At 68.5% G+C, this 21,224-nt stretch carries 20 protein-coding genes and 1 pseudogene; 16 read left to right on the forward strand and 5 right to left on the reverse strand.

Features of this window, described 5'->3' with window-relative positions; all coding sequences use genetic code 11:
* Positions 1–59 precede the first annotated feature (59 nt).
* From GO592_RS07905 to GO592_RS07925, 5 genes are all read left to right on the forward strand, one after another.
* Complete coding sequence (locus tag GO592_RS07905; RefSeq protein ID WP_039952362.1) at positions 60–1,685, forward strand: circularly permuted type 2 ATP-grasp protein; 1,626 nt, start codon at positions 60–62, stop codon at positions 1,683–1,685.
* Positions 1,685–2,656 carry an alpha-E domain-containing protein gene (locus GO592_RS07910; RefSeq protein WP_005248011.1) on the forward strand — a complete coding sequence of 324 codons (972 nt, stop codon included), beginning with the start codon at positions 1,685–1,687 and terminating at the stop codon, positions 2,654–2,656. The genes GO592_RS07905 and GO592_RS07910 overlap by 1 nt, the downstream gene beginning before the upstream one ends.
* An 8-nt stretch (positions 2,657–2,664) precedes the next feature.
* The gene (locus GO592_RS07915) at positions 2,665–3,495 is read left to right on the forward strand and encodes a transglutaminase family protein (protein ID WP_007299477.1); all 831 of its coding nucleotides are present in this window, start codon (positions 2,665–2,667) and stop codon (positions 3,493–3,495) included.
* A 64-nt stretch (positions 3,496–3,559) separates the two neighbouring features.
* Entirely contained in the window at positions 3,560–4,333 is a 774-nt protein-coding gene (locus GO592_RS07920; RefSeq protein ID WP_005575140.1) for an aquaporin, read from the forward strand.
* Positions 4,334–4,464: 131 nt separating this feature from the next.
* Complete coding sequence (locus GO592_RS07925) at positions 4,465–5,226, forward strand: SGNH/GDSL hydrolase family protein (RefSeq protein ID WP_007299478.1); 762 nt, start codon at positions 4,465–4,467, stop codon at positions 5,224–5,226.
* Between the two features lie 5 nt (positions 5,227–5,231).
* On the opposite strand, the gene GO592_RS07930 is transcribed toward GO592_RS07925, so the two are convergent.
* Positions 5,232–5,795 carry a type II toxin-antitoxin system PemK/MazF family toxin gene (locus GO592_RS07930; RefSeq protein ID WP_007299479.1) on the reverse strand — a complete coding sequence of 188 codons (564 nt, stop codon included), beginning with the start codon at positions 5,793–5,795 and terminating at the stop codon, positions 5,232–5,234.
* Positions 5,796–5,860: 65 nt separating this feature from the next.
* Here GO592_RS07930 and lepA point away from each other — a divergent pair, with 65 nt between their 5' ends.
* Positions 5,861–7,753, forward strand: a complete 1,893-nt coding sequence (gene lepA, locus GO592_RS07935; RefSeq protein ID WP_005575144.1) for a translation elongation factor 4 — start codon at positions 5,861–5,863, stop codon at positions 7,751–7,753.
* A 57-nt stretch (positions 7,754–7,810) separates the two neighbouring features.
* Positions 7,811–8,749, forward strand: coding sequence for an NAD(P)H-dependent flavin oxidoreductase (locus GO592_RS07940; protein WP_005575146.1), 939 nt, complete (start codon positions 7,811–7,813; stop codon positions 8,747–8,749).
* A 25-nt stretch (positions 8,750–8,774) separates the two neighbouring features.
* Here the strand turns inward: GO592_RS07940 and GO592_RS07945 are convergent, their stop codons facing one another.
* A complete protein-coding gene (locus tag GO592_RS07945) occupies positions 8,775–10,730 on the reverse strand; it encodes a glycoside hydrolase family 15 protein (protein ID WP_005261264.1) in 1,956 nt (651 codons plus the stop codon).
* An 86-nt stretch (positions 10,731–10,816) separates the two neighbouring features.
* Between GO592_RS07945 and GO592_RS07950 the strand changes: the two genes are divergently transcribed.
* From GO592_RS07950 to GO592_RS44135, 9 genes are all read left to right on the forward strand, one after another.
* Entirely contained in the window at positions 10,817–10,999 is a 183-nt protein-coding gene (locus GO592_RS07950) for a hypothetical protein (protein ID WP_005247996.1), read from the forward strand.
* 87 nt (positions 11,000–11,086) lie between these two features.
* Positions 11,087–11,215: an Ms4533A family Cys-rich leader peptide gene (locus tag GO592_RS46475; protein WP_368681004.1), complete on the forward strand. Its 129-nt coding sequence runs from the start codon at positions 11,087–11,089 to the stop codon at positions 11,213–11,215.
* Between the two features lie 181 nt (positions 11,216–11,396).
* On the forward strand, positions 11,397–12,428 hold the full coding sequence (locus GO592_RS07955) for a sulfate ABC transporter substrate-binding protein (RefSeq protein ID WP_005261261.1): 1,032 nt from the start codon (positions 11,397–11,399) through the stop codon (positions 12,426–12,428).
* A 7-nt stretch (positions 12,429–12,435) separates the two neighbouring features.
* A complete protein-coding gene (cysT, locus tag GO592_RS07960; protein WP_005247989.1) occupies positions 12,436–13,317 on the forward strand; it encodes a sulfate ABC transporter permease subunit CysT in 882 nt (293 codons plus the stop codon).
* Positions 13,314–14,120 (forward strand): sulfate ABC transporter permease subunit CysW, encoded by an 807-nt coding sequence (cysW, locus tag GO592_RS07965; RefSeq protein WP_005247987.1) that lies wholly within the window; start codon positions 13,314–13,316, stop codon positions 14,118–14,120. The genes cysT and cysW overlap by 4 nt, the downstream gene beginning before the upstream one ends.
* Complete coding sequence (locus GO592_RS07970) at positions 14,117–15,130, forward strand: sulfate/molybdate ABC transporter ATP-binding protein (RefSeq protein WP_007299481.1); 1,014 nt, start codon at positions 14,117–14,119, stop codon at positions 15,128–15,130. Before cysW ends, GO592_RS07970 begins: the two co-directional genes overlap by 4 nt.
* Positions 15,131–15,155: 25 nt before the next feature.
* On the forward strand, positions 15,156–16,538 hold the full coding sequence (locus GO592_RS07975; protein WP_007299482.1) for a sulfatase family protein: 1,383 nt from the start codon (positions 15,156–15,158) through the stop codon (positions 16,536–16,538).
* Positions 16,539–16,595: 57 nt separating this feature from the next.
* A complete protein-coding gene (locus GO592_RS44130) occupies positions 16,596–17,021 on the forward strand; it encodes a Mur ligase domain-containing protein (RefSeq protein ID WP_237720550.1) in 426 nt (141 codons plus the stop codon).
* Positions 16,970–17,395 carry a glutamate ligase domain-containing protein gene (locus GO592_RS44135; protein ID WP_237720551.1) on the forward strand — a complete coding sequence of 142 codons (426 nt, stop codon included), beginning with the start codon at positions 16,970–16,972 and terminating at the stop codon, positions 17,393–17,395. Before GO592_RS44130 ends, GO592_RS44135 begins: the two co-directional genes overlap by 52 nt.
* On the opposite strand, the pseudogene cysC reads toward GO592_RS44135, so the two are convergent.
* The 3 genes and pseudogenes from cysC to stf0 form a co-directional block, all read right to left on the reverse strand.
* Positions 17,392–19,274, reverse strand: a pseudogene (gene cysC / locus GO592_RS07985) (adenylyl-sulfate kinase). The gene GO592_RS44135 and the pseudogene cysC overlap by 4 nt on opposite strands.
* Positions 19,274–20,227 carry a sulfate adenylyltransferase subunit CysD gene (cysD, locus tag GO592_RS07990; RefSeq protein WP_007299483.1) on the reverse strand — a complete coding sequence of 318 codons (954 nt, stop codon included), beginning with the start codon at positions 20,225–20,227 and terminating at the stop codon, positions 19,274–19,276. The pseudogene cysC and the gene cysD overlap by 1 nt, the downstream one beginning before the upstream one ends.
* Positions 20,224–21,027 (reverse strand): trehalose 2-sulfotransferase, encoded by an 804-nt coding sequence (stf0, locus tag GO592_RS07995; protein ID WP_039952364.1) that lies wholly within the window; start codon positions 21,025–21,027, stop codon positions 20,224–20,226. The genes cysD and stf0 overlap by 4 nt, the downstream gene beginning before the upstream one ends.
* Positions 21,028–21,224 lie beyond the last annotated feature (197 nt).

Raw genomic sequence — 21,224 nt, forward strand, 5'->3', positions numbered from 1 at the left:
AATCGGGGGGAAGCACGCAGGCGGGTGCGAAGGCATCGGGAACCCAGCCGCGGACGCGGGTGACCGCCCGGCCGCGGGGGCCCGCAGAACCCGCCCACGTGTTCGACGGGTACACCGACATCGGGCGCTACGGGCTGGCGTTCGACGAGATGTTCGACCGCGACGGCACCGTCCGCCCGCCCTACAAAGGCGTCTTCAAGGCGCTCGAGCCCGCGGACCGAGCCGATCTCGCCGCCCGATCCGACGCCCTCGGCAGGGCGTTCATCGACCAGGGCGTGACGTTCTCGCTGTCCGGTCAGGAGCGACCCTTCCCGCTCGATCTGGTTCCTCGGGTCATCGCCGCTGCCGAGTGGACGCGTCTCGAGAAAGGCATCAAGCAGCGCGTGCAGGCGCTCGAGATGTTCCTCGACGACGTGTACGGGGAACAGCGCATCCTGCGTGACCACGTGCTGCCGAAGCGGTTGGTCACCTCGTGCGAGCACTTCCACCGGGCGGCCTCCGGGATCGTCCCGCCGAACGGGGTGCGGATCCACGTCGCCGGAATCGACCTCGTCCGCGACGAGAACGGGGTGTTCCGCGTACTGGAGGACAACCTGCGTTCGCCGTCGGGAGTGTCGTACGTCATGGAGAATCGCCGCACGATGGCGCGGGTGTTCCCCGACCTGTTCATGTCACACCGTGTGCGGTCCGTCGGCGACTACGCCTCCCATCTGTTGCGGGCGCTGCGCGCTTCCGCCGCCCTCAACGAGGCCGACCCGACCGTCGTGGTGCTGACGCCCGGGGTCGCGAACTCCGCGTACTTCGAGCATTCGCTGCTCGCGCGCCAGATGGGTGTCGAACTGGTCGAGGGCCGCGACCTGTTCTGCCGCGACAACATGGTCTACATGCGCACGACCGAGGGCGAACGCCAGGTCGACGTCATCTACCGCCGCATCGACGACGACTACCTCGACCCCATGCACTTCCGCCCGGATTCCGTGCTCGGGGTGGCCGGCGTGCTGAACGCGGCCCGGGCGGGCAACGTCGTCATCTCAAGTGCCGTCGGCAACGGGGTAGGTGACGACAAGCTCGTCTACACCTACGTCCCGCAGATCATCGACTACTACCTCGGTGAGAAGCCGTTGCTCGCGAACGTCGACACATTCCGGTGCTGGCTCGACGAGGAGTGCGAACAGGTCCTGGACCGGGTCGACGAACTGGTGATCAAACCGGTGGAGGGTTCCGGCGGCTACGGCATCGTCTTCGGCCCCGACGCGTCACCCAAGGAACTGAACACGATCGCCCGGAAGATCAAGGCGGACCCGCGCGGGTGGATCGCGCAGCCCGTCGTCCAGCTGTCCACGGTGCCCACCAAGGTCGGGGACGAACTGGTTCCCCGGCACGTCGATCTGCGGCCCTTCGCGGTCAACGACGGTGACGACGTGTGGGTGCTGCCGGGCGGGCTCACCCGCGTGGCCCTGCCCGAGGGGTCCCTCGTCGTGAACTCCAGCCAGGGCGGCGGCAGCAAGGACACGTGGGTGCTCGCGAGCAGGAGCTCCGACGAGGAGCGGGAACTCGCAGGTGAGGAGCTCGTGGCCGAGCCTGCGCAGTCTGCCGAGGCCGAGCAGGGACCCGAACTCAGCACGACTCAACTGCAGCAACAACAGCAACAGCAGCAACAACAGGGCCAGGGAGGTGATCGCTGATGCTCGCGAGGAACGCGGAATCGCTGTACTGGATCGGCCGGTACGTCGAGCGGGCCGACGACATGGCCCGCATTCTCGACGTCGCCGTGCATCAACTGCTCGACGACGCCTCGGTGGACCCGGACCGCACGTCCCGGTTGCTGCTGCGGGTGCTCGGCATCGAAGCGCCCGACACCGAACTCGACGTCCGGTCGGTGACGGAACTGGTGGCGTTCAGCCGCAACCAGGTGGGCTCGATCATCGACTCCCTCGCCAGCGCCCGCGAGAACGCGCGGGGTGCCCGGGAGGTCACGTCCAGCGAGATGTGGGAGTGCCTCAACACCACGTACAACGGCCTCGCCGAACGGGAGCGGGCGTCCAAGCGTCTCGGGCCGCACGAGTTCTTCCGGTACGTGGAGGAACGCGCGGCGATGTTCGCGGGTCTGGCCGATTCGACGATGAGCCGCGACGACGGATACCGCTTCCTGCTGCTCGGCCGCTCGATCGAACGCGTCGACATGCTCGCGCGGATGCTGTTGTCCCGTGCGGGCGACCGCCCGTCCTCGCCGGCGTGGGTGACGGTGCTGCGCTCCGCGGGAGCCCACGACACCTACCTGCGCACATACCGGGGCGCGCTGGACGCCAACCGGGTGGTCGAGTTCATCCTGCTGGACCGGCTGTTTCCGCGGTCGGTGTTCCACGCCATCCGGCAGGCGGAGTTGTGCCTCGCCGAACTCGACCACCAGCCCGACAGCCGCGTCGGACCCAGGGCCGAGGCGCAGCGTCTCCTCGGCAGGGCCCGCAGCGAACTCGAGTTCCTGCCGCCCGGCGTGCTCCTCGAGGATCTCCAGGATCGGCTCGCGGGGTTGCAGGAAACCTGCCGCGAGCTCGGAGAAGCCATCGCGCTGCAGTATTTTCACGCCGCGCCGTGGGTGGCGTGGACCGATGCACGGGCCGTCGGCGGCGAAGCCGTCGTGGAGGGAGAGCTGTGAGCTGGCGTATGAGAGTCGTGCACACCACCGGGTATGCCTACGACGCACCGGTCACGTCCTCGTACAACGAGGCGCGACTCACCCCTCGCGGTGACAGCAGGCAGACGGTGATCCTGAACCGGGTCGAAACGACGCCGGCGACACGGTCGTACCGCTACACCGACTACTGGGGCACCGCCGTCACCGCGTTCGATCTCCATGCGCCGCACAAGGAACTCGAGGTCACCGGGCTGTCCGTGGTCGAGACCGAACCGTTCTGGGAGCCGGAGGAGAAGGTGGACTGGGACGAGCTGGCCAGCGCTCCGCTCACCGACCGGTTCAACGAACAGCTGAGCAACACGACGTTCGTGCCGCGCAGCCGCAAGCTCGACACGATCGCCCGGGACCTCCGCAAGGGCCGCACTCCCGACGAAGCCGTTGTCGCGGCGGCGGACTGGGTGCATCGGGAGATGGATTACGTTCCGGGCACGACAGGCGTCCACACGTCCGCGGTCGACGCCTGGGCCGAGCGGCAGGGCGTGTGCCAGGACTACGCGCACCTGACGCTGGTCCTTCTGCGCAGTATGGGAATTCCGAGTCGCTACGTGTCCGGCTATCTGCACCCGAAACCCGATGCGGCGGTGGACGACACGGTGGCGGGGGAGAGTCACGCGTGGGTCGAGGCGTGGACCGGTGCGTGGTGGGGATACGACCCCACCAACGCCGTCGCGGTGAACGAACAGCACGTGTCGGTGGGTATCGGACGGGACTACGCGGACGTTCCGCCGCTCAAGGGCATCTTCTCCGGTGGCCGGGCGACAGATCTCGAAGTCGTCGTGGAGATCACACGCCTGGCGTAAAGTGCCAGCCAGATCTCTCTGTGGAAAGCAGGACTAACGATCCATTTCGACGAAGGTGGGTTCAATGTCTCCAACCGCACAGGAATACGTAGAAGTCGAACCGATCTCGGATCTCAAGAAATACGTAGCAGAGGCGGTCGGTACGTTCGTACTGGTCTTCGCGGCGGTGGGTACGGCGGTCTTCGCCGGAGCCAAGGTCGGAAACCTCGGTGTGGCACTGGCATTCGGACTGACGCTCCTCTTCCTCGTCTACGCCATCGGCCCGATCTCGGGCTGCCACGTCAACCCGGCCGTCACCGTCGGACACCTCGCGCTCGGCCGGTTGTCCGTCGCGAAGGCGGGGTTGTACGTCGTGGCACAGGTCATCGGCGGTCTCGTCGCCGGAGTGGTGGTGTACGCGATCGCGCAGAGCCTGCCCTCGTACAACCGGGCCGCCGACGGTCTCGGCGCCAACGGCTGGGGAGCCCACAGCCCGTCCGCCATCAAGGGGCCGCTCGGCGGGGTCATCGAGAACGGGTACGGCATCGGTGCGGCGATGATCATCGAAGTCCTGCTCACCGCGCTGCTCGTGTTCGTGGTCCTCGCATCCACCGACCAGATCTCCGACGTCCCCCTCGCCGGTGTCTCCATCGGATTCACGCTCGCCGTGATCCACCTCGTGTCGATCCCGATCGACAACACGTCCGTCAACCCCGCCCGCAGTCTCGCCGTCGCGCCGTACCAGAACGGCGCGCTCGCTCAGGTCTGGCTGTTCATCGTGTTCCCGTTGATCGGTGGCGCGGTGGGAGCGCTGGTGTACCGGTCGCTGTTCGGCCGGTACGACCGACTGCAAAGCTGAGCACCCACCGACCCGTCCCGGACCGGCGCGCCCTGCGAGCCGCAATCCTCACGTGCGTCGTTCTCGCGCTCACCGGGGCGGTCCCGGCGACCGCGACCGCCGAGGACGCGCCGCGGCGGGGACCGACATACGTGGCACTCGGCGATTCCCGGGCGGCCGGGCCGCTCATCGAGTTCTCCGAGCACCGCGACCTGTGCCTGCGATCACCGGACCTGAACTACCCGGCGAAGCTGGCGCGGCTGATCGGCGCGGCCACCGTCATCGACGTCACCTGTTCCGCCGCGAAACCCGCCCACGTGATCAGCACGCCGCAGTTCGTGGGGACAGGATTCGCCCCGCCGCAGATCGACGCGCTCCGCCCGGACACCGACGTCGTGACGCTCAGCATCGGCGGGGGCGGTTCCAATCACCTGCCCGTGTCGGTGCGCTGCGTCGCCGTCGTTCCCGGCGCAGATGCCGGTTGCCGCAACAACCCACAGGCGGAGCAGCTCACGGTCGAGGGGATCGCGCAGATGGCGCCCCAGGTCGACGCCGTGGTGGCTGCGATCGTCGCGAAGGCGCCGAACGCCGAGGTCTACCTGATCGGGCACGGCGGCTCCGTCGGACGACGCGGCTGCTGGCCGAACCTGCCCGTGTCCGACGCGGACGCGGTCTGGCTCGAGCGATACTTCGCACGGTTCAACCAGATCTACGCCCAGGCCGCGGCCAGGTACGGCGTGCACTACGTCGACATTGCGACGGCCGCCGTGGACGGTGGGCACGACGCCTGCGCGCCGGCGGGACAGCGATGGTTCGAGGGCATCCTGCCGCAGTCACCCGCCGAACCGGCACACCCCAACGCGCTCGCGATGACTGCGATCGCCGAGATGATCGCCGAAGATCTAGGCCGGTGACCGCGTCACTGCCAGCTGAAGTCCGCCCGCAGACGGCGTGCCACGATCTCGAACGTGTCCCGGGCCATCACGGCACCCTCCCGGCGGATCCCCGCCTCCGGCACGTCCAGCACCCGGTTCAGGCGGATCCAGCTCGGACGGCCCTCCGCATCCCACGCCCCCGCGCCGACCCCGATCCAGTCCCGGTCGCCGTCGTGCTTGCTCTGCGAGGACAGCATCAACCCCAGCAGGGTGTCGCCGTCGCGTCCGACGACGAGCACCGGGCGGTCCTTGCCCTGGCTCGGATCCTCCTCGTACGCCACCCACGTCCAGACGATCTCGCCGGGATCCGCGCGACCGTCCAGGTCGGGGGAGTACTCCACCCTCCGTGCCCGATGGGCTGTCGGGGCGGAGTTCGCGGTGACCGGACGACCCGGGGCCGGCTTCGGCGCGGCGGCCGTCGACCCGGTCAGGACACCGGCCGCGCGGTCCAGCGCGCCGGACTTCTGCAGCTGCTGGAGAAGCTGCGGGCCCTTGTCCCGTGCAAGTCGGCCCAACGTCTTCCCGATGCTGCTCCACGTGCTCGCCATGGCCGCCGAGCTTAGTGCGTGTATGCCGCGGCAGCCGCAACGCGGTGGCTTGGATATCCTGACAGGTGACAGTGGTCCGGAACCGGGCCGGTGCCGGTCCAGGTAAGGGGTCCCCCATCAGCAGTTTCGCCGACAAGACGTTCACGGATCCTGCCCGGATCCGGAATTTCTGCATCATCGCGCACATCGATCACGGCAAGTCGACGCTGGCCGACCGCATGCTGCAGCTCACCGGTGTGGTCGAGGAGCGGCAGATGCGTGCCCAGTACCTCGACCGCATGGACATCGAACGCGAGCGTGGCATCACGATCAAGGCGCAGAACGTGCGGCTCCCGTGGAAGGTGGGCGACGAGGAGTTCGTCATCCACCTCATCGACACCCCCGGGCACGTCGACTTCACGTACGAGGTCTCGCGCGCACTCGAGGCCTGCGAAGGTGCGGTCCTGCTGGTGGATGCCGCGCAGGGTATCGAGGCCCAGACTCTCGCCAACCTGTACCTGGCGATGGAGAAGGACCTCACCATCATCCCGGTGCTCAACAAGATCGACCTGCCCGCCGCCGACCCAGACCGGTACGCCGAGGAGATCGCGCACATCACCGGGTGCGAACCGGGTGACGTGCTGCGCGTGTCCGGCAAGACCGGCGTGGGTGTGAAGGAACTGCTCGACGAGGTCGTGCGGCAGATCCCCGCCCCCGTCGGCGACCCCGACGGTCCGGCGCGCGCCATGATCTTCGACTCCGTGTACGACGCCTACCGCGGAGTCGTCACCTACGTGCGCGTCGTCGACGGCCGGATCTCGCCGCGCGAGAAGATCACCATGATGTCGACGGGCACCACCCACGATCTGATCGAGGTCGGCATCATCTCGCCCGAACCGAAGGCCAGTATCGGCCTCGGCGTCGGCGAGGTGGGTTACCTCATCACCGGTGTGAAGGACGTCCGGCAGTCGCGGGTCGGCGACACGGTCACCGCCGCGCGCGGCGGTGCGACGGAACCCCTCGTGGGGTACCGCGACCCCAAGCCGATGGTCTACTCCGGCCTCTATCCGCTCGACGGTTCGGATTATCCGGTGCTGCGCGACGCCCTGGACAAGTTGCGGCTCAACGACGCCGCCCTGGCCTACGAGCCGGAGACGTCGGTGGCGCTCGGGTTCGGTTTCCGTTGCGGATTCCTCGGACTGCTGCACATGGAGATCACCCGCGACCGCCTCGAGCGCGAATTCGGGCTCGAACTGATCTCCACCTCGCCGAACGTGGTGTACCGGGTGGTGATGGAGGACGGCTCCGAGCACGTCGTCACCAACCCGTCGTACTGGCCGGAGGGCAAGATCCGCGAGGTCTACGAGCCGATGGTGAAGTGCACCGTCATCGCGCCGAGCGAGTTCATCGGCGCGATCATGGAGCTCTGCCAGAACCGGCGCGGTGAACTCGGCGGCATGGACTACCTGTCCGAGACCCGGGTCGAGCTTCGCTACGAGATGCCCATGGGCGAGATCATGTTCGACTTCTTCGACGCCCTGAAGTCGCGGACCAAGGGGTACGCCAGCCTCGACTACGAGGAGGCCGGCGAGCAGCAGGCCGACCTGGTGAAGGTGGACATCCTGCTGCAGGGTGAGGCGGTCGACGCGTTCTCGTCGATCGTGCACCGCTCCGCGGCCGGCGCGTACGGCGGACGGATGACGTCGAAGCTGCGTGAGCTGATTCCCCGGCAGCAGTTCGAGGTGCCGATCCAGGCGGCGATCGGCTCGAAGATCATCTCGCGTGAGAACATCCGCGCGATCCGCAAGGACGTGCTCGCCAAGTGCTACGGCGGCGACATCAGCCGTAAGCGCAAGCTGCTCGAGAAGCAGAAGGAAGGCAAGAAGCGGATGAAGACCATCGGCCGGGTCGAGGTTCCGCAGGAGGCCTTCGTGGCCGCGTTGTCGTCCGAATCGGTCGGGGACAAGCCGAAGAAGTAGCGCGATCGCTCGGTTGGTTCTCCTCCGTCGACGTCTGATCGAAAGTAGGTGCGGCACGTGGCCCTCGAAACCTGGCTCACCCGGACACTGGGAATCGAGGTACCGATCTTCGGCGCCCCGATGGGCGGACGGGCCGGCGGGGCCCTCGTCGGCGAGGTGTCGAAGGCGGGTGGGCTCGGCCTGCTCGGCGCGGCGCGCTACGCCACCCCGGAGTGGGTGGCGAAGGAGACGGCGGTCGCGCGGAGCATCGGCGGCGACGCCTTCGGTATCGGGTTGATGACCTGGGCGCTCGACGACGACGACGCTCTGCTCGACGCCGCGCTGGCGGAGAACCCGCGGGTCGTGTCGCTGTCGTTCGGTGATCCCGCGCCCTACGTGGAGCGGGTGCACGCCACCGGGGCGCTCGTGATGTCGCAGGTGAACACGGTCGACGATCTGCGGGTCGTAGAGGCGGCGGGCGTCGACTTCGTCATCGCCCAGGGCGCCGAGGCGGGCGGCCACACCGGCCGGATCGGGACGTTGCCGCTGCTGCAGGAGATCCTGGACGCCACCGCGCTGCCCGTGCTCGCGGCCGGCGGCATCGCGACCGGCCGCGGTCTCGCCGCTGTTCTCGCCGCAGGCGCGGAAGGCGCGATGATCGGGACCGCGTTGCTGGCCAGCCCCGAAACCATCGGACCGGAGTACGCCCGCGACAAGCTGATCGCGGCGGGCAGCGCCGACACCGTGTACACGTCGGTGTTCGACCAGGCGCGCAGCCAGCCGTGGCCGGCCCGATGGGGTGGGCGGGCCCTGAGCAACGAGTTCACGTCCCGCTGGCACGGCGCACACGCCCCCGACACCGAACTCGCCGCCGCCTACGACCCCGCGAATCCCGACCTCGGTGTCGTGTACGCCGGGGAGGCGGCTGGTCTCGTCACGTCGGAGCGGCCGGCCGGTGTCGTGGTGCGGCAGATCGCGGCCGACGCGGAGCGGTTGCTACACCGTTTCGCGGAGTAACCGCAGTCGCAGGTCCTCGGCCTGATCACACCGCGTAGTGGGCAGGGTGGAAGCCGCTCGCCGCGGCCTCCTCGGCGCGGATGACGTGAACGACCGCGTTGATCAACGCCAGATGGGTGAACGCCTGCGGGAAATTGCCCAGGTGCCGTCCCGACCCGGGATCGATCTCCTCCGCGTACAACTCGAGGGGGCTGGCGAACCCGAGGAGCCGCTCGCACAGGCGCTTCGCGCGGTCGAGCTCACCGATCTCCACGAGCGCCGACACGAGCCAGAACGAACAGATCGTGAACGTGCCCTCCTTGCCCGTCAGCCCGTCGTCCGTGGTCTCCACCCGGTAGCGCAGCACCAGCCCGCCCTCGGTCAGCTCGTCCGCGATGGCGAGCACGGTCGCGCGGATACGCGGGTCGTCGGCGGGCAGGAACCGCAGGAGCGGAGCGAGGAGGAGTGAGGCGTCGAGTTCGTCGCTGCCGTACCGCTGGGTGAGGACTCCGCGTGCGTCGACGCCGTGCTCGAGAATGTCGGCCTTGATCTCGTCGGCCAGTTCGGCCCACTGGTCCGCGTAACTCGTCTCGCCCTGCTGCTCGGCGAGTTTCGCGCCCCGGTCGAGCGCCACCCAGCACATGATCTTCGACGACGTGAAGTGCTGTGGTTCGCCGCGCACCTCCCAGATGCCGCGGTCGGGGAGCTGCCAGTGCTCGATCGCCTCCTCGACCTGACGTTTGAGCATCGGCCACAGCGTTTCCGGCACCCGCTCGCGCGATCGCACGTGCAGGTACACGGAATCGAGGATCGTTCCCCAGATGTCGTGCTGATCCTGGTCGTACGCGCCGTTTCCGACCCGGACCGGACGCGCGCCGTCGTAGCCGGACAGATGCGGCAGCTCCTCCTCGACGAGGGTCCGCTCGCCGCCGACGCCGTACATCACCTGCAGCGGCCGGTACTTGCCGTCGTCGGCACTGGACACGTCGTAGAGGAACGCGAAGAAATCGTCGGCCTCCCGGTCGAGTCCGAGGCTGTACAGACCCCACAGCGCGAACGTCGAATCGCGGACCCACGCGTAGCGGTAGTCCCAGTTCCGTTCACCCCCGGGGGTTTCCGGAAGCGACGTGGTCGACGCGGCGAGCAGCGCGCCGGTGGGGGCGTACGTCAACCCCTTCAGGGCCAGGGCGCTGCGCTGCAGGTAGCCACGCCACTTGTGGTCGGGGAAGCGGCCGGTCGTGATCCATTCCCGCCAGAACTTCGCCGTCTGCCACATCTTCTCGGCAGCCTCGTCGTACGTCTGCGGCGCAGGCAGGTGCGACCAGGACAGTGCCACGAACACGTTGTCGTCCTCGACCATCCGGGTCCGGGCGCGGGCCTCGCGCCCTTCCAGCCCGAGCTTCATGTTGCTGGTCAGCCGGAGTGTCGGGTGGTCGCCCGGACCGCTCGACGTGCAGGTGGCGGTGGCTTCCTCGTAGACCTTGCCGGTGTACTCCCACACTGCGTCGCCGCGGTGGTAGTCGAACGCGGGCTCGCAGCTCATCTCGAGGTCCACGGTGCCGTTCACGCATTTGACGGTCCGCAGCAGGATGTGTTCGGCATCCCAGTCCGTGGGGGTGCGGCGGCGGGAGCGAGACCGCTGCTCCACGTTGTGCCACGGGCCGAGCACGAGTGCGTCGCGGACGATGAGCCACCCTGTCGGGGTCTGCCACGTCGTCTCGACGATCAGTCCCCCGGGCAGGTAGCGGCGGGCGGCGGGCACGTTCTGCCCGTACGGTGCGATCCGGAAGTGGCCGGCGCTGCGGTCGAGGACGGCGCCGAAGACGCTGGGGGAGTCGGGCCGGGGGATACACATCCACTCGACCGCGCCGTTCCGTGCGATCAGGCACGTGTTCTCGCAGTCCGACAGGAATGCGTAATCGTCGATCGGCGGAAACGCGCGACGGTGACGATGCGCGGCGGAGCGGGGCTGGTCGTCCGAGTGCGCATCGAGAGACACCATCTGCCTATCATCGGCTGTCGTCGGCGCGGCGTCCACCTGTGCGCCGACTCGGTGCCGGCGAACGATAGGGTGGCACCGTGGACCGGATGGCGAGTTGGTGGGACGGCTTCGAGCTGTGGATCGCCGGGCTCCCGTTCGTTCCGCAGGTCGCTCTCGTGCTGCTGGTGATGGTGCCGGTGTGCCGAGGACTGGCGTGGCTGCTCGATCGTGGCCTGGCCGCAGTCTTCGTCCTGCTCAGGCGGGACGTCTCGAAGGTGGAGGAACCCTGATGCCGCGCTCACGCGTCACACTCGCGCTGCTCGCGCTGCTCGTCCTCGTCGTCGTCGCATGGCTGGTCACCCGGTAGATCCCGTTCGATGTGGGCGGTTGGTTCAGCCTCTGCTACAGTCCACGGCGTGTCTGAAGCCGCTGTACACCAGGTCCGCCATGAATTGGCGTTGATCGCTGTCGGCATGCTCGCAGTCGCCGACATCGACTGTTGTTGATTTCTCCTCGCACACAGCAATGCGTACGGGTGACACGGCACCCGTTCGATCGGTCTCGCGCTGCTGATTTTCGTTCGCATTCCTGATGCCCGCTCGGGCGATCCCTGCGTTCCTCCTCTCGAACCCCCTCCCACGTTTGTGCACCACCCCTCTGTGACAGATCCCCAGGAAGGTTTCTCCCATGAAACGCCGTTCTCGTAGTCTTCTCACGGCCCTCGTGACGCTCGGAGCTGTGGCGCTGACCGCGTGCAGCGGCGGCGCCAGCGACACCGTCGGCAGCGACTCGGCCGGTGCCGACGGCAGTGCGGGCACCATCAACCTGTACGCGTACGCCGTGCCGAAGCCGGGCTTCGACAAGCTGATCCCCGCGTTCAACGCCACCGACGAGGGCAAGGGCGTGGCCTTCCAGCCGTCGTACGGTGCCTCCGGTGACCAGTCCCGCAAGGTCAAGGACGGCGCCGAGGCCGACTTCGTCAACTTCTCCGTCGAACCCGACATCACCCGCCTCGTCGACGCCGGCCTGGTGGACAAGAGCTGGAACCAGGACGCCTACAACGGAATTCCCTTCGGGTCGGTCGTCACCATCGTCGTGCGTGAGGGCAACCCGAAGAACATCCGCGACTGGGACGACCTGTTGCGTCCCGACGTCGAGGTCGTGACCCCCAACCCGTTCAGCTCCGGATCCGCGAAGTGGAACCTGCTCGCACCGTACGCGGCGAAGAGCAACGGCGGTCAGGACCCGGAGGCGGGTCTGGCCTACATCACCTCGCTGGTGAACGACCACGTGAAGATTCAGCCGAAGTCGGGCCGCGAGGCGTCGGAGGCGTTCCTGCAGGGCACCGGCGACGTGCTGCTCAGCTACGAGAACGAGGCGCTGTTCATCGAGGGCAACGGCGACCCCGTCGAGCACGTGACCCCGCCGACCACGTTCAAGATCGAGAACCCGGTCGCGGTGCTGTCGAACAGCAAGAACCTGGAGAAGGCCAACGCGTTCAAGGACTTCCTCTACACCCCCGAGGGGCAGAAGCTGTGGGGCGAGGCCGGATTCCGCCCGGTCGATCCCGCGGTGGCCACGGAGTTCGCCGACAAGTTCCCGGAGCCGGCCAAGCTGTGGACCATCGCCGATCTCGGCGGCTGGTCCAAGGTCGACTCCGAGGTGTTCGCCAAGGACACCGGGTCCATCGCAGTGATCTACGACAACGCAACCAAGTAAGACCGACATGAGCGACACGACGACGGCGACGGGCGGACGCGGCACCACGGTGCCGTCTCCGCCCGTTCCGCCTACGCGCAAGAAGGTCGCCCGGGTCACCGGTGCGGTGGGACCCCTCGGCATCGGCATCGCGACGCTCTGGCTGAGCATCATCGTGGTCCTGCCCCTCGCCGCGCTCACCGTCGCCTCGTTCGGCGACGGAATCGGCGGCTTCGTGGACGCGATCACCTCGCCCGTGGCGGTGGCGTCCCTGCGCGTCACCGTCGTGGTGTCGGTGGTGGTGGCCGTGATCAACGTGATCATGGGCACGCTCATCGCATGGGTTCTGGTGCGCGACGAGTTTCCCGGCAAGCGGGCCGTCAACGCGCTGATCGACCTGCCGTTCGCGCTGCCGACCATCGTGGCCAGCATCGTGCTGCTGTCGCTGTACGGCCCGGAGAGCCCGATCGGCGTCCACCTCAACGCGACGCAGCCCGGTCTGATCGTGGCACTGGCGTTCGTGACGCTGCCGTTCGTCGTCCGCTCGGTGCAGCCGGTGCTCATCGAGGTGGACCGGGAAGTCGAGGAGGCCGCGGCCTCACTCGGCGCGGACAACGTGACGATCTTCCGGAGAGTCGTGCTGCCCACCCTGACCCCGGCGATCATCAGCGGCGCGGGGCTCGCGTTCGCCCGCGCGATCGGCGAGTACGGATCCGTCGTCCTGATCGGCGGAAACATTCCCCGAGAGACACAGGTCGCTTCCCAGTACATTCAACAGCAGATCGAAATCGATCGGCCGGCCGCCGCGGCGGCCGTGTCGGTGGCTCTCCTGGCCATCGCGTTCGTGACGTTGTTCGCCCTCCGGGTCTTCGCCAGCCGGGGGCAGCGTCGTGAGGAGCAGGCGGAATGAAGCTCTCTGGGTCCACCCGGATCACCTTGCGCGCAGTCGCGCTGCTCTACCTGTTCGGCCTGCTGGTGGTGCCGATCGTCATCATCCTGTTCCGCACGTTCGAGAACGGGATCGGTGCCTTCATCCAGTCGATCAGCACCCCCGCCGCGATCTCCGCGCTCAACCTGTCCCTGCTGATCGTAGCCATCGTCGTCCCGGTCAACGTGGTGTTCGGGATCGTCACGGCACTCGCGCTGGTGAGGGGCCGCTTCCCCGGCCGCGGCCTGGTGCAGGCGGTGGTCGACCTGCCGTTCGCCGTCTCACCCATCGTGGTCGGTGTGTCGCTGATCCTGCTGTGGGGTGCCAACGGCTGGTTCGGCGGGCTCGAATCGCTGGGGTTCAAGGTGATCTTCGGGCTTCCCGGCATGGTCATCGCCACCCTCTTCGTGACACTGCCGTTCGTGGTGCGGGAGGTGGAACCCGTCCTGCACGAGATCGGCGAGGAACAGGAACAGGCCGCCGCGACGCTCGGCGCGAGCCGCTGGCAGACGTTCTGGCTGATCACACTGCCCGCCATCCGCTGGGGCCTGACCTACGGTGTGGTCCTCACCGTCGCCCGCTCGCTGGGCGAGTTCGGTGCGGTGATCATGGTGTCCTCGGGCTTCCCCGGGGTGTCGCAGACCCTGACCCTGCTCGTGCATTCGCGCTACATCGACGACCACAACACGTTCGGTGCGTACTCCGCAGCCACCCTGCTGATGGGCATTGCGCTGATCACCCTGCTTCTGATGACTCTGCTCGACCGCAAGAGGAGCACCACATGATTACCGTGACCGGCGCCCGGAAGAACTACGGGTCCTTTGCTGCTCTCGACGACGTCACCATCGACATCCCCTCGGGTTCGCTGACCGCGCTCCTCGGGCCCAGTGGTTCGGGCAAGTCGACGCTGCTCCGGTCCATCGCCGGACTGGAGTCCCTCGACTCCGGCACCGTCGTGATCGGCGGGAACGACGTCACCGACGTCTCCCCGCAGAAGCGGGACATCGGCTTCGTGTTCCAGCACTACGCGGCGTTCAAGCACATGACGGTGCGCGACAACGTCGCGTTCGGTCTGAAGATCCGCAAGCGGCCCAAGCCGGAGATCGACAGGAAGGTCAACGAGCTTCTCGAGATCGTCGGCCTCGACGGGTTCCAGCACCGCTATCCGGCGCAACTGTCGGGCGGTCAGCGTCAGCGGATGGCGCTCGCGCGGGCCCTGGCCGTGGACCCGAAGGTGCTTCTCCTCGACGAGCCGTTCGGCGCACTCGACGCGAAGGTCCGCGCGGACCTTCGCACGTGGCTGCGCCGGTTGCACGACGAGGTGCACGTGACCACCGTGCTGGTCACCCACGACCAGGAGGAGGCGCTCGACGTCGCCGACCGGATCGCGGTCCTCAACAAGGGCCGGATCGAGCAGATCGGCGAACCGGAGGACCTCTACGACCGTCCGCGCAACGACTTCGTGATGTCGTTCCTCGGGTCGGTGGCCAAGCTCAACGGTCAGCTGGTCCGACCGCACGACATCCGTCTCGGCCGCGATCCCGACCTGGCCCTCGCGCAGGAGGCCGGCACGGCCGAATCGCTCGGCGTCACCCGGGCCACCGTCGAGCGCGTGGTGCACCTGGGATTCGAGGTGCGGGTGGATCTGCGTAACGAGGCGACCGGTGAACCGTTCTCCGCGCAGGTGACTCGCGGCGACAGCGCGGCGCTCGGCTTGCAGGAAGGCGAGACCGTGTACGCGCGGGCGACGCGGGCACCCGAACTCCCGGAGGCCGAAGTTCCGGTCTCCCTGTAACTCCCCGCCGATGTAGGAGGCGACTGTGGCGACCCCGGTGAATCCCGTCCGTGACAACGTTCTGATCGTGCATTGGCACGACCTGGGCCGTCACCTCGGGTGTTACGGCGCGTCGGGGGTGCGGAGTCCGAACCTGGACCGGCTCGCCGCGGAGGGTGTGCTGCTGACGGACGCGCATGCGGCGGCGCCGCTGTGCTCGCCTTCGCGTGGCGCCCTGTTCTCGGGCCGGTACCCGCACAGCAACGGTCTGATCGGCCTCGCACACCACGGCTGGCAGTACCACGACGACGTCCGAACGCTGCCGTCCCTGCTGGCGGAGGCGGGCTGGTACACGGCTCTGATCGGGATGCAGCACGAGACCGCGTACCCCAAGCGGCTCGGCTTCCACGAGTACGACGTGACGAACTCGTACTGCGAATACGTCACCGATCGGGCGTCGCAGTGGCTGGCGCGGTTCCCTCCGCAACCGTTCCTGCTGACCGCGGGTTTCTTCGAGACCCACCGCCCGTACCCGGTCGACCGGTATGTCCCCGCCGATCCCGAGGGTTTCGACGTTCCGTCGTACCTGCCCGACCGGCCGGAGGTCCGTGCGGATCTGGCCGGATTCCACGGGTCGATCGAGGTGGCCGACGCGGCCGTCGGCAGGTTGTTGCAGACGCTGGACGACGAGGGGCTCGACGACAGCACGTGGGTCGTGTTCCTTACCGACCACGGCGAGGCGTTCCCCGGTGCGAAGTCGACACTGTATGCGCCGGGCACGGGAATTGCGACGATCATCCGGCCACCGCGAAGGCTGCGGGCGGCGCCCCGCGTCTACGACGACCTGTTCAGCGGGGTGGATCTGGTTCCCACCCTCCTCGATCTGCTCGGGATCCCGATCCCCGCGGCGGTGGAGGGCGTCTCCCACGCCGGGCAGTTGCTGGGCCGGTCGGAGTCGACGGCGCGCGACGTCCTGTTCACGGAGAAGACCTTCCACGACAGCTTCGATCCCATTCGCGCGGTGCGCACCAAGCAGTTCAGCTACATCGAGAACTACGCACCCCGGCCCAAGCTCGATCTGCCCCTCGACATTGAGAACAGTCTGTCCGGTGCGGCGCTGGGCACCGAGCATCTCGGGCCACGTCCGAGCCGGGAACTTTACGACCTGGTCGCCGATCCCGGCGAGCGCGACAACCTGGCCGACACCGAGGACCTCGCCGGGACACAGGCCGAGTTGGCGCTGGAACTCGCGACGTGGCGGCGGGCGACGGGCGACTCGATTCCGAGCGAGGCGGAGGGAACGGCCTACGCCCGGAAGGCGATGGAGGAATACCTCGCCACACTCGGCCGGGTGCCGGACGTGCGTTCGGCCTACAGTTCGGCACGCGGAATCCTCGACGAGCCGCGGAGCGACGTAACCGCCGGTTAGCGGCCGGATGATGCGGTTCCGTCACCGCGACCTGAACGGCAGTGGTGCACTGGAAGCGTGAGCGTCGACTGCCCGCGGTGTACCCCGCCGAAGCTGCTGCGCGAGATGGTGCGCCGCCTCGGCCGCTCGGCGACGCTCCGCGGGTCCGGCGAGGCAGCGGTGACGGGTATCAGCCAGGACTCTCGGCTCGTCCGGGCCGGCGACGTGTATGCGGCGCTGCCGGGGCGGCACCGGCACGGGATCGAGTTCGCGGTCGAGGCCGCGGCGCGCGGTGCTGTCGCGATGCTCAGCGACCGCGGGTCGGACGTCCTGCCGACGGCTCGCGGTGTGGACCTCGACTCGGCGGTCGGCGGGCTCGAGAACCTCGACACGGTGCCCGGACGCCTGGAGGCGGTGGACGCGGGCCAGCCGTTCTCGCGTTCGTCGACTACATGCACAACACGGCCGGTCAGCGACGTCTGTTTCCGTACCTCCGCTCCCTGACACGGGGCCGGGTCATCGCCGTCGTCGGGGCAACCGGTGAGCGCGATCCCGGCAAGTGGGTCCCGCTCGGTGCGACCGCAGCCCGTTTCGCCGACACGGTCATCGTCACCGACGAGAGTCCGTACTCCGACGACGCGCAGCGCCTGCGCGAGGACGTGGCGCGAGGAGCACGCAGTGGTGGCGGCGCCGACGTGCTCGTCCTAGCCGACCGCGCCGAGGCGATCGTCGCCGCCATCACTCTCGCCGCGCCGGGCGACGTCGTGGTGGTCGCAGGCCGTGGGCACGATCGGGTTCAGGCGTACGGACCGCGCCGGCGTGTGTTCGACGACCGGATTGCGCTCCACGAGGCACTCCTCCGGCTCGTCGCAGGCTAGGTCGGCAGCGTCTCGTGCCGGGCGAGTTCGGCGAGAATCCGCGCGACGAGGTCGTCGAGATCGGCGCCGGTGGTGTCGAACGCGAGATCCGGGTTCTCGGGGGCCTCGTACGGCGCGTCGATCCCGGTGAGGCCGCGGAGTTCGCCTGCCCGCGCCCGGGCGTAGAGCCCCTTGGGGTCACGCCGTTCGCACTCGTGGACCGGCGTGCTCACGTGGATCTCGAGAAACGGCAGTCCCGCGGCCTCGTTGAGCGCCCGCGCGATCGCGCGGTCCGAGCGCAGCGGCGACACCATGGACGCGATGGCGACCATCCCGGCGTCCGCGAACAACCGGGTGAGGTGACCGACGCGGCGGATATTCTCGGCCCGGTCGCCGGGGGAGAACCCGAGGTCGTCCGAGATGCCGTGCCGCACGTTGTCGCCGTCGAGCAGGTAGGCGGTGCGTCCGGCGTCGACGAGGGTCCGTTCGAGCGCGACCGCCACCGTCGACTTCCCGGACGCAGGCAGCCCGGTGAGCCAGATGGTGGCGCCCCGCTGCCCGGTCGCGGACCAGCGCCGATCCCGCTCCAACGACGACGGGTGCCACTTGATGTCGTGCCGGGTCTGCTCGCCGGGCACGACTTCCCGGGCTTCGCTGACGGTGCCGGCGCCGACGGTGTCGTTGCTCTGCTCGTCGATGAGGATGAAAGCGCCGGCGTCGCGATTGGTGGCGTAGGGGTCGGGGAGAACCACCGTGCTCGTCCGGAGCGTGATCCGGCCGATGTCGTTGAGGGCGAGTTCGCTGGGGGAGTCGTGTTCTTCGAGGGTTTCCGGATCGAGCCGGGTGTGCAATTCCTGAACCGTGGCGCGCACGGTGCGGCTGGTGTGCTTGAGCGCCACCCGGTCACCTGCCCGCAGCGATGTCTCGCTCAGCCAGCACACCGTCGCGTCGATCTCGCGGGCCGGGGCGGGGGCGGTCGCGTCGGCGGCAGCGCTCACGACGAGGTCGCCGCGGGCGACGTCGAGGTCGTCCGCGAGTTCGAACGACACCGACAGCGGGGCCACTGCGACGGACCGGTTCGGATCGAGGGTGTCGAGGGCGGTGACCGTGCTGCGGGAACCCCCAGGCAGGACCACCACCTCGTCCCCGACGGACAGGGTGCCCGCGGACAGCCGGCCGGTGTAGCGGCGTCGCCGGTCGTCCGTGGGACGCGCCACCCACTGGATCGGCAGTCGCAGCTCGGACGCGACCGCGGACGCGCGGCGAGTTCCACCGCCTCGAGATACTCGAGGATCGTGGGCCCGTCGTACCAGGGTGTCGAATCCGACCGCGTGACGACGTTGTCGCCGCGGGTGGCGGACACCGGGATCACCGTGAGGTCGCGGCCGCCGAGGCGGTGTGCGAGCAGACCGAGTTCGGATTCGACTTCCTTGAACCGGGTTTCGTCGAAGTCGACGAGGTCGATCTTGTTGACCACGGCAACCAGGTGCGGCACACCGAGAAGGTCGGCGATCCGGGCGTGGCGGCGGGTCTGCCGGAGCACCCCGGCGCGGGCGTCCACGAGCAGCACGGCCACGTGGGCGTTCGACGCACCGGTGAACATGTTGCGGGTGTACCGTTCGTGCCCCGGCGTGTCCGCGAGCACGAAACTGCGGGTCGGTGTGGAGAAGAACCGGTACGCCACATCGATGGTGATGCCCTGTTCGCGTTCGGCGCGCAGCCCGTCGGACAGGGCGGCGAGGTCCGCCTCGCCGTCGGCGTTCGTCACCGCCTCGAGGTGGTCGGTGGGCAGACTGCCGGTGTCGTGGAGGAGTCGTCCGATCAGGGTGCTCTTGCCGTCGTCGACGCTGCCCGCGGTGGCGAGCCGCAGCAACTGGCGGGGCCGGCTGGTGGTGGTCATCAGAAGTACCCCTCGCGCTTGCGGTCTTCCATCGCGGCAACGGAAGTTCTGTCGTCGGCCCGGGTCGCGCCGCGTTCGGAGACCGTGGCCGCGGCGATCTCCTCGATCACGCCGGCGACGTCGCCGGCGTCGGAACGCACCGCGCCGGTGATGGTCAGGTCCCCGACCGTGCGGTACCGCACCCGGAGCCGTTGCACCAATTCGTCTTTGGTGGGCAGCGTGTACTCGGACAACCCCAGTAGGATGCCGTCGCGCTCGAACACCTGACGCTCGTGGGCGAAGTAGATCGACGGCAGCGCCAGGTTCTCGAGTTCGATGTAGCGCCAGATGTCGAGTTCGGTCCAATTGCTGAGCGGGAACACTCGGACCTGCTCACCGCGGCGAATCCGCCCGTTGTACAGAGACCACGGCTCGGGCCGCTGCGAACGCGGATCCCACTGCCCGAATTCATCGCGGAAGCTGAGTACCCGCTCCTTCGCGCGGGCCCGTTCCTCGTCGCGGCGCGCGCCGCCGAACGCGGCGTCGAAGCGGTGCTCCTCCAGGGCGTCGAGCAGGGTGCGGGTCTGCAGCCGGTTCCGGGACGTGCCGGGGCCGCCCGATTCGGTGACGCGGCCCCTGTCGATCGACTCCTGCACCGACGCGACGATCAACCGGTGACCGTCCTCCGCGAGCCGGCGATCGCGGAACTCGATCACCTCGGGGAAGTTGTGCCCGGTGTCGACGTGCAGGACGGGGAACGGCAACGGGGACGGCCGGAACGCCTTCTCCGCCAGCCGCAGCAACACGATCGAGTCCTTGCCCGCCGAGAACAGTAGAACCGGCCGCTCGAGTTCCGCGACCACCTCGCGGATGATGTGCACGGCCTCCGCCTCCAGCGCGCGGAGTTCGTCCACCCGTGCCGTGGCGGTGTCGGTGGCACTGTCGCGCGGCGCCGCGGCGCCAAGGGCGGTCACAGCGGAAGTCCGTTCGCGGCGGCCTCGGACCGGTAGCGCTCGACCCACTCCTTGGAGCGGCCGTCGCTCTGCCGCTTCAGCGGCGGCGGTGGCGCGAGATCGGCGTCGAGTCCCAGTTCGACGAGCACTTTCGCCGCCGTCGCCTGCGGCGCCGCGACGAGATCGTCGAAACCGATGTCGATGTGGTCGAGTCCCTCGGCCTCGAACCAGGCGCGCCACTGCTCATCTTGATCGCGCAGAATGCGGACGAGGTGCGCGATGCCGCCCGCGTGGTACTCGGCGCCGTCGTGCGGGGCGGGCGGCGTGGCGTCGTCGCGCCACACCTGAGTCTGCACCGCCCGCCACATCGACACCGCCTGCGCGACGACGTCACGCCGGTAGACATGGATGAAGGCGAGGTCGCGGCCCAGGATGTCGTCGAGGGCGGACCGCAGGTCGTCGCCGGACCGGTCCGTCAGTCCGGCGGCGCGGTCGAGGACGAGCGGCACCTGGTTCCACATCAGCTTTCCGCCCCACACCCCGTTGGGCGTGCGACCGAGGCTGAGCAGTTGATCGCGCCACTGCTCCGCGGTGCGGGTGTCGGCGGTCCCCGGTTCGAGCGGGGCGAGCAGTGCGAGCACCGTCTCGTCGGTGACGCCCTCGAACCACTGCCGCGGCTGCGGTGATCGGCTGGTGGACGGCAGGTACTGGAAGAACTCCTCGGGGTTGCCGGCCACGGTCGTGGCGCGAAGGGATTCGACGAGCAGAGTGCTGCCGCTGCGCTGTGACGCGCACACGAGATATGGGCGTGGCTCCGACATGCCGGAAACTATAAACGCGAAACTCGGTGCCGAAATCTGGAGAAAATCGAATTGGTGTGATTGCAACACTTGGCATTTTCTGCTGCGTGTGAGTGTCCGATATCAACGCCGTGACGTTCTGCATTTCAGCAGGTCAGGGCAGTGTTCTGGCACAGAAATTCGGGTCGCGCCCCGCCGGGGAAATGGCGCCGCGAAGC

The organism is Rhodococcus sp. 21391 (assembly GCF_016772255.1).
GTDB classification, from domain to species: domain Bacteria; phylum Actinomycetota; class Actinomycetes; order Mycobacteriales; family Mycobacteriaceae; genus Rhodococcus_F; species Rhodococcus_F opacus.

Bases quoted from the DNA above. Each gene is read 5' to 3' on its own strand.
- GO592_RS07945 (WP_005261264.1), bottom strand. From the start codon at position 10,730: ATGGTGTCTCTCGATGCGCACTCGGACGACCAGCCCCGCTCCGCCGCG.
- stf0 (WP_039952364.1), bottom strand. From the start codon at position 21,027: ATGTCGGAGCCACGCCCATATCTCGTGTGCGCGTCACAGCGCAGCGGC.
- GO592_RS07970 (WP_007299481.1), top strand. From the start codon at position 14,117: ATGATTACCGTGACCGGCGCCCGGAAGAACTACGGGTCCTTTGCTGCT.
- GO592_RS07910 (WP_005248011.1), top strand. From the start codon at position 1,685: ATGCTCGCGAGGAACGCGGAATCGCTGTACTGGATCGGCCGGTACGTC.
- GO592_RS44135 (WP_237720551.1), top strand. From the start codon at position 16,970: ATGCACAACACGGCCGGTCAGCGACGTCTGTTTCCGTACCTCCGCTCC.
- cysT (WP_005247989.1), top strand. From the start codon at position 12,436: ATGAGCGACACGACGACGGCGACGGGCGGACGCGGCACCACGGTGCCG.
- GO592_RS07930 (WP_007299479.1), bottom strand. From the start codon at position 5,795: ATGGCGAGCACGTGGAGCAGCATCGGGAAGACGTTGGGCCGACTTGCA.
- GO592_RS07915 (WP_007299477.1), top strand. From the start codon at position 2,665: ATGAGAGTCGTGCACACCACCGGGTATGCCTACGACGCACCGGTCACG.
- cysW (WP_005247987.1), top strand. From the start codon at position 13,314: ATGAAGCTCTCTGGGTCCACCCGGATCACCTTGCGCGCAGTCGCGCTG.
- GO592_RS07955 (WP_005261261.1), top strand. From the start codon at position 11,397: ATGAAACGCCGTTCTCGTAGTCTTCTCACGGCCCTCGTGACGCTCGGA.
- GO592_RS07920 (WP_005575140.1), top strand. From the start codon at position 3,560: ATGTCTCCAACCGCACAGGAATACGTAGAAGTCGAACCGATCTCGGAT.
- GO592_RS07950 (WP_005247996.1), top strand. From the start codon at position 10,817: ATGGCGAGTTGGTGGGACGGCTTCGAGCTGTGGATCGCCGGGCTCCCG.
- GO592_RS46475 (WP_368681004.1), top strand. From the start codon at position 11,087: ATGTGGGCGGTTGGTTCAGCCTCTGCTACAGTCCACGGCGTGTCTGAA.